Origin of the sequence: Mycetohabitans endofungorum (assembly GCF_002927045.1) — a bacterium.
GTDB classification, from domain to species: domain Bacteria; phylum Pseudomonadota; class Gammaproteobacteria; order Burkholderiales; family Burkholderiaceae; genus Mycetohabitans; species Mycetohabitans endofungorum.
On sequence record NZ_PRDW01000032.1, the window covers coordinates 1 to 7,677 of the forward strand.

The following is a 7,677-nucleotide window of genomic DNA, read 5'->3' on the forward strand; positions in this document are numbered from 1 at the left end:
CTCAATGCGATGACCATGGACGGTACCGATGGACCCGAATTGGTGGCCAACTGGACTTGGGCCGGCGCGCTATTTACCGCCGAGCAGATCCAAGAGCTGGCACAGACGTGGTTTCAGGCCCTAGAAGCGCTGGTTGCCTACGCCGCGCAGCCCTATGTGGGCGGTTTGACGCCGTCGGACGTGCCGCTTGTCACGCTCAATCAAGGTGAGATTGAACAGTTGGAAGCGATGTGGCCCAACCTCGAAGATATTTTGCCGCTTTCCCCGTTACAAAAGGGGCAGCTCTTTCATGCTCTCCAGCCTTTACAAGAAGCGTCTAGTACGGACGCTTACGTTATGCCGATGGTTCTCGATCTGGAGGGCGTGCTAGATAGTCAAGCGCTCCAGGCCGCGATACAGGCGCTGCTACAGCGTCACGCTAGCCTGCGTGCCGGTTTTGTGTACGAGGGGGTAAACGAGCCGGTGCAGGTCATTCAACGCACAGTTGCACTGCCCTGGCGGGAGATCGACTTGAGTGAACTGGACGAGACCGAGCGTGCGTCACAGTGTCACCTTTTGTTACAAGAAGATCGCTCACGCCACTTTGATCCGGCTCGCCCGCCGCTGTTGCGCTTCAGCTTAATCCGTCTGTCAGCGAGTCAGCATCGATTGGTTTTGACCTCCCATCATATTTTGCTGGACGGCTGGTCAATGCCGGTGTTGATCCACGAATTGTTCACGCTGTATGCCAATGGCGCAGATGAGCGCGTGCTGCCTCGTGTGACACCCTATCGCGATTATCTAGCTTGGCTCAGCGGACGTGATCGCGCCGCAGCTGAGCGGGCTTGGCGCGAGACGCTGGCCGGACTTCAGGAATCGACACGCCTGGCACCTACACGGCTTCCTTCGTCTACGTCTCAAGCCACGCTTGCTTGGACGCTTTCCGAAACGATCACCCAAGCGCTAAGCCAGCAGGCCCGCCTGCGTCGCCTGACATTGAATACCGTGGTACAAGGTGCCTGGGGTTTGTTGTTAGGCCAGTGGATCGGGCGTGATGATGTGGTCTTCGGTGTAACGGTGGCTGGGCGTCCACCCGAATTGCCGGGTATCGAACACATGGTGGGCTTGTTGATTCATACGCCACCATTACGCTTCCAATTCAGTTCAGCACAGCCGATCATCGATGTATTAACACACGTCCAGGATCAGCAAAGCTGCTTGATGGAACATCAGCATCTCGATTTGGCTGACATTCAACGTTTGGCTGGACTTGGCCAGCTGTTTGATACGCTGGTCGTATTTGAGAACTATCCGTTTGATCGCGATGCATTGCAAGTGGCCGCTGCCGATTTGCGGATTACAAACATTAACGGCAGTGACACTACCCATTATCCGCTAAGCTTGACTGCTATTCCTGGTGCGCGGCTGTCATTCCGGTTGGGCTATCGGCCCGACTTGTTTGATCGTGAAACGGCGGAGCGGTTGATGCAACGCTTGACGCGTCTGTTCGAAGCAATTGCGCGGGATCCCAATCAACTGATTGGCCACATAGAATTACTCGATACCGTAGAACGGCAACATTTATTGACGCGCTGGAATGACAATTCGCATCCGATACCCGAGGTGACCCTACCCACGCTGTTTGAAGCTCAAGTGACCAAAACACCTGAGGCCATCGCATTAGTCTTCGAAAACCAAAGGATTACTTATGCCGAACTCAATGCACGAGTGAACCGGCTCGCGCATCGCCTGATCCAACAGGGCGTTGCACCGGATATGCCAGTTGCAATCTTGATGCCGCGCGCGCTTGAACAGATCATCGCTATTTTGGCTGTGGTTAAAGCCGGTGCGAACTATGTCCCGCTCAATATCTCCGACGCTGATAGCCGGCTGCAAGCTGTACTGCTTGAAACACGTACGCGAATTTTATTAACGAATAGTGCTTTGCAATCGCGCTGCGTTGTGCATGATGTGCGAGTCCTAGTCATTGATGCCGAGCCTTTGCTAGCCCACGCGCCGAGCCATGATCCGTCTGTGGTTTGCGTTTCCGAGCAGCTTGCGTGCTTGATGTATACGTCGAGCTCCACCGGCCTGCCTAACGGGATTGGTGTCACACATCGTAATATTGTTAATTTAGTTTTGGACGAGCGTTTGACGGCAGCAGCGAAGCGTGTATTGCTGCATTCACCGACGTCCTTCGACGCGTCACTCTATGAATTGTGGGTGCCGCTGCTTACTGGAGGGCAGGTCGTCATTGCGCCGTCAGACGAGCTCAGCGTACCGATCTTGCAAGAGGTCATCAAGCGTTACCAAATTAGTGCGCTTTGGTTAAACGCAAGGCTATTTTACCTAATGACTGATGCAGATTTAGGTTATCTCAGCAGCGTGCGCCAATTAATAACAGGGGGAGAGGTTCTTTCTTCCACGGCCGTACAGCGGGTACGTGCATTTTGTCCCAAGATGGATCTGGTCAATGGCCATGGGCCGGCAGAAACAACGACGTTCGCCACGCTCTATGCTGTGCAGGGGGACTATTCAACAGATTCCCGTGTGCCGGTTGGTACGCCACTAAACAATGTACAGACGTATATTCTGGATGGAGGGTTGCAACCTGTTCCCATTGGAGCGATCGGCGAATTGTATGTGGCGGGCGCTGGTTTAACGCATGGTTATGTACATCAACCGGGGCTGACCGCGGCGCGTTTCATAGCTAATCCATTTGGCCCGGAAGGCACACGCTTATATCGCACGGGGGATCTGGTGCGCTGGATGTCGGACGGAACGCTAAGCTTCATCGGTCGTACCGATCGGCAGATTAAAATTGATGGCTGGCGTATTGAGCTTGAAGAAGTGGAAGCCGCTTTATGTCGCCATCCGGCCGTGGCGCAGGCTGCAGTCACTGTCTGTGAAGAGCGCGGCGGCCAAAAGCGGTTGATCGGTTATGCGGTTCTTCAGCCGCTTGCTGCTGAAAGCGGTACGTGCGCTGATCCAACTGATCTGCGTCAGCATATGGCAACGCAATTACCCGAGCCAATGGTTCCAGCCACGATCGTCCTATTGGATCGCCTGCCTCTGATGTCCAATGGCAAGCTTGATCGTAAAGCCTTGCCGGCTGTTGATTTGACGCCGTCTCGGACACCAATAGAAAAGAAGCTGGTCGAGTTGTGGGCGGATATCTTTGGGCTGGAAACGGTGCAAATTCACGACAACTTCTTTGATTTAGGAGGGCACTCTCTGCTGGCTATCCGACTCATTAGCCGTATTCATGCTAGCTTCGGGGTTGCGATCACAATTCGGACACTGTTCGAAGCGCCGACCATTGCTGAGTTGGCGCAGCGTTTGCTTACACGGGACGGCACACAACAAGACTCCTTTGATGTCTTGCTTCCGCTTAAAACTAAAGGCACTCGCCCACCGCTTTTCTGTATTCACCCGGGGTTTGGTTTAAGTTGGAATTATATTCGGCTATCCCATTACCTGCATGCTGACCAACCCCTTTATGGTTTACAGGCGCGTGGGTTTGATGGGAGCAGGCCACTCAAGCCAACGATCGAAGCTGTCGCGGTGGATTATATTGAGCAAATTCGTCACGTCCAGCCGAACGGGCCTTACCGGTTGCTAGGATGGTCTCTGGGCGGATATATCGCGCATAGCATAGCGGTTCAACTTGAACAGCAGGGTGAAGAGGTGGCGCTGTTGGCCTTGTTGGATACTGACGCCGACCCTGCCTTTTTAAGCAGAGAACGAAAGCTCAACCAGTACAAAGATACGATTTACGATAAATTTATTTCCAGCTATGGTGAAGAATTCATTTCGGCCATACAAGAGCATAAAAATTCATGGGAAAATATCTATGAGGTTTTGGAGAACTTTGCTTGCATGCTGAAGGGTTTTTCTCCATCAACTTATAGTGGAGATGTACTTTTCTTCCGTGCAACCATAGCCGAAGATGACCCTATCGTGGTAGGCGGATCAAAACCTGGCAAACTTGGAGGAATTGTTTCTCCCGATACATGGAAGCCCTATGTGCTCGGAAGCATAGAAGTTCACGACGTTTCGTGTAAACACTCGGACATGGATAGGCCGGAGCCGATGTCTGAGATTGGTTGCACTCTGGCACATAAGCTGGATCAGTTATCGCAGCAACAACCGTCCCAAAGAGAAAAGGAGATTTTAGAATGAGCAACCCTTTTGATGATCCCAATGGCACTTTTCTGGTGCTGGTTAATGACGAAAACCAGCATTCGCTATGGCCTAACTTTGTCGAGGTACCGGCAGGCTGGCGGGCTGTTCATGGGCCTGATGCACGGCAGGCTTGTCTGGAATACATTGAAAGAAATTGGACCGATATGCGTCCCGCGAGTTTGATTGAAAGTATGGGAAAGCTTTCGGTGATCGAGCCTGAGCGTAAAGCATAAGGCTGCCCTATCGGCCAAGGCTCGTGGGGGTGTTCGCTCATAAAAGTTGCGCCGGTACTGTGTCGCGGTCGTAGCCTTGGTTTGCACACATACGGCCAACGGTGGCTCAGCGGCCGGCCGCGCCGTCCGCCAATCAACACGATGGCGTCAATCGGCTGTACCGGTTGTATGACGTCGTGGCGGTTGGCGCCGTAAGCGGCTCGCGAGGCTTGCAATTACCCACATCTCAATCGCGAATCCTGGTAACTTGGCATCTATGATGACCGGCGTGCGAACGAGATGGCAGGGAACCGAAAGGCAGAGAATCAAGCCTGGTTTGAGCATGAAGTTGGAGAAAGCGAATTTGCGCACTCGCGGCTACGCAAGCGTTTCGGCAAGCTTTTGATCCAACTATGGAATGGCATGGGCTAGACGATTCCATTTGCGTGCCAGGACTGGGCTTCAACCAAGGCGGCCAGTCGATCCTGTCGAGAGGCGGCTGCCAGCGCAATAACAAGATCCGCCGCGCCGATGAAACGCGTCTTGATCCCCATCTGCGTGGCGATGTAGCCCAGCGCGATCGCCAGATGCGTTTTGCCAAGCCCACTCGGTCCGAGCAGCACGATGTTCTCGGCGCGCTCCACGAAGGCCATCGACGACAGCTCCAGCACCGATTTCTTCGTGACGCCATGAGCGAACGTGAAGTCGAACTCTTCGAGTGTCTTCAGTACAGGCAAGCCTGCCGTGCGTAGCAACATGGATTTGGTGCGCGTGTGCTTCGCGTTCATCGCGCACTTCAACAGTGCCTCGAAGAAGTCGGCAAACGTGAGCTGGTTAGCCGCCGCCCTAGCCGCTAGCATGCTGTACTGCTCCCCCATTGTGTCGATGCGCAGTTGGCGGCAAGCTTCAAGGATTCGTTCGTGTTGGATGTCCATCACCGAGCCTCCGTCAACAGGGCTTGGTAGACCGACAGCTGATGCTGCAGCGGCGTATTATCGAACCGCGACGGCGGCGGCATCGTTGGCACGCAGGCACAGGGCAAGCTCGCGCGCCACGGCTGCGGCAAGGGCTGTAGCTTCGGTTGCTCGAGCAGGAGACGCTCGAGCGGCGGCTGCCCGGTCGTGCCGTGGATACGCACATTGGCGACGTCCCTCAACCAGCGCACGACCTCGGCGTTCGCCGTGGTCGCGTCCAGCGCGAGCCGATCCTGAGCCAACCGGCTCGCCAGTGGATTGTAGAAGCTGCGGCGCAGGTACCCGTTGAAGCTCTCTACCTTGCCCTTGGTCTTGGCTCGGTAAGGCTTGCACAGTCGCGGCACGAAGTTGTGGTGCTTCGCAAAGTCGAGCAAGCCCGGTTGATAGCGATGCAGTCCGGGACCGTAAGCGTCTCGGCCAATCACAACTGTCTTGACGTTATCGTACAGAACCTCGCGCGCAACGCCGCCGAAGAAGTCGAACGCGCGCTCGTGGCAGCCCAGCAGTGTCGGCAATCGTTCGTCGGTCACGAATTCGACGTAACTCGCTCGACTGTAACCTAGCGTCGCGACGAATGCCGACAGCGGCAGCTTGCCACGTCGGAACACGACCCAGTCGACCTGCATTTGTTGTCCCGGATCGGTCTCGAAACGCACCAGCGGCTCCGGCGCCTTGATCAACTTCAACGACCGAAGATAGGCCCGAAGCCGCGTCAGGCCGCCGTCATAACCCATCGCACGGATCTCGATCAACAGCGCTGTCGCCGGCAGCCAGGCCGGATGCGCTGCTCGAACCCGCTCATGCAGATAGACTTTGAACGGATCGAGCTTGTGTGTACGCCCCGAGCGCGGCGTGCGCTCCTGCTCAGCATAACTGCGTAAATATTTGCGCACGGTGTTCCTCGACAATCCCAGTTCCCGTGAGATCTCCCGGATTCCCAATCCTTGGCAGGCCAGCACACGTATTTCCACGATTACCTCCCTTGTAAGCACTGGCCCTCCAAAAAGGGCTGTCTGGTGACAATTACTTTTGCCGGTGGCGCCAACTAGATTTGCCGGTGTTCGGCGGCTGAACTGTTGAGGTTGCGGCCGTCGCTATCATGCGGCTCCTTGCGGAGCCAGCATGAAAAAAGACGGAGAAATCAAATTGTTGCGGGAAGAACGGCGCAAAGGGGCGAGCCAGAAGCTGGCGGCAGCGCGAACAGGTATGAGTGAGCGCACGGTCCGTAAGTAAGAGCGTGCTGGCACGTTACCAAGTCAAATGAAGAAGCCGCGCATGCATCGCACGCGGGAGAATCCGTTTAGCGTCGATTGGCCATGGGTTGAGGGCCATCTCAAGCGAGATCCGGCATTGCAGGCCAAGACCTTATTCGCGCTGCTGTGCCAGGCGTTTCCGGGGCGATATCAAGAAGGCCTGCTGCGCACGTTGCAGCGGCACATCCAAGCGTGGCGAGTTCGTCACGGCCCGGAACAAGAAGTCATGTTTGCACAGGAGCATGTGCCCGGGCGCATGGCTCAATCCGATTTCACTTCAATGAATAGGCTCAGAGTAACGATCTCGGGCACGGCATTCCCGCATCTGGTCTACCACCTGGTGCTGACGTACTCGAACGTGGAAGCCGTGCGCATTTGCTTCTCCGAGAGCTTTGAGGCGCTGGCTGAAGGGCTTGAAGCATGCCTGTGGCAGATCGGCGGTGTTCCGCAATGGCATCGCACCGACAATCTGAGTGCGGCCGTACGCGACCTGGATCGCGAAGGAATGCATGAGTTCACGCAGAACTATCGTGCATTGCTTGCTCATTACGGCATGCAGCCATCAGCGAACACGGCCGGATGCGCTAATCAAAACGGCGACGTCGAGCAATCGCACTTCCGCCTCAAAGAGGCCGTGGACCAGGCGCTACGGGTTCGCGGCACGCGAGACTTCGCAACGCGCAGCGACTACGAACACTTCCTTGGCGAACTTGTTCGGCAGCGCAATCTCACGCGCTCGCAACGATTCGAGGCGGACCGAGCCGCGCTTAGAGCGCTGCCCGCAGCGCCGCTGGACTTCACGCGCGAAGTCACGGTGCGCGTTTCTCGTTTCAGCTTGGTTCGGGTTCTCAACAATCACTACTCGGTGCCGTCACGATTGATCGGCGCCACGCTAAAGGCACGCATCCGCTCGGAGAACTTGGATCTTTACCACGGGACGGCACATGTTCTTACTCTGCCGCGCTTGAGCGGGCGCAATCAGCGGCGAATCGACTACCGGCATCTGATCTGGTCACTGGTGAGAAAGCCCGGCGCGTTCGCGGCTTACTGCTACAGAGACGAGCTGTTTCCAAC

Annotated in this window: 5 protein-coding genes and 1 pseudogene; 4 read left to right on the forward strand and 2 right to left on the reverse strand. The window is 55.7% G+C overall.

Annotated features, from left to right (window positions below):
* Nucleotides 1–15 precede the first annotated feature (15 nt).
* The 3 genes from B0O95_RS14860 to B0O95_RS17325 all read left to right on the forward strand — a co-directional run bounded on the left by B0O95_RS14860 (nucleotide 16) and on the right by B0O95_RS17325 (nucleotide 4,808).
* Nucleotides 16–4,161, forward strand: a complete 4,146-nt coding sequence (locus B0O95_RS14860) for an amino acid adenylation domain-containing protein (RefSeq protein WP_158249517.1) — start codon at nucleotides 16–18, stop codon at nucleotides 4,159–4,161.
* Nucleotides 4,158–4,397 carry an MbtH family protein gene (locus B0O95_RS14865; RefSeq protein ID WP_104078542.1) on the forward strand — a complete coding sequence of 80 codons (240 nt, stop codon included), beginning with the start codon at nucleotides 4,158–4,160 and terminating at the stop codon, nucleotides 4,395–4,397. The genes B0O95_RS14860 and B0O95_RS14865 overlap by 4 nt, the downstream gene beginning before the upstream one ends.
* Nucleotides 4,398–4,676: 279 nt before the next feature.
* Entirely contained in the window at nucleotides 4,677–4,808 is a 132-nt protein-coding gene (locus B0O95_RS17325) for a transposase DNA-binding-containing protein (RefSeq protein WP_199180537.1), read from the forward strand.
* 41 nt (nucleotides 4,809–4,849) lie between these two features.
* On the opposite strand, the pseudogene istB reads toward B0O95_RS17325, so the two are convergent.
* Both istB and istA (B0O95_RS14875) read right to left on the reverse strand, forming a co-directional pair.
* Nucleotides 4,850–5,311 (reverse strand): annotated as a pseudogene (istB, locus tag B0O95_RS14870) (IS21-like element ISRme20 family helper ATPase IstB); the annotation flags it as partial.
* A complete protein-coding gene (gene istA, locus B0O95_RS14875; RefSeq protein ID WP_416171946.1) occupies nucleotides 5,311–6,342 on the reverse strand; it encodes an IS21 family transposase in 1,032 nt (343 codons plus the stop codon). The pseudogene istB and the gene istA (B0O95_RS14875), both read right to left, overlap by 1 nt.
* A 283-nt stretch (nucleotides 6,343–6,625) precedes the next feature.
* On the opposite strand from istA (B0O95_RS14875), the gene istA (B0O95_RS14880) reads away from it, so the two are divergent.
* Nucleotides 6,626–7,677 (forward strand): IS21 family transposase (gene istA / locus B0O95_RS14880; RefSeq protein ID WP_233203441.1); only part of this gene is annotated, 1,052 nt, incomplete at its 3' end.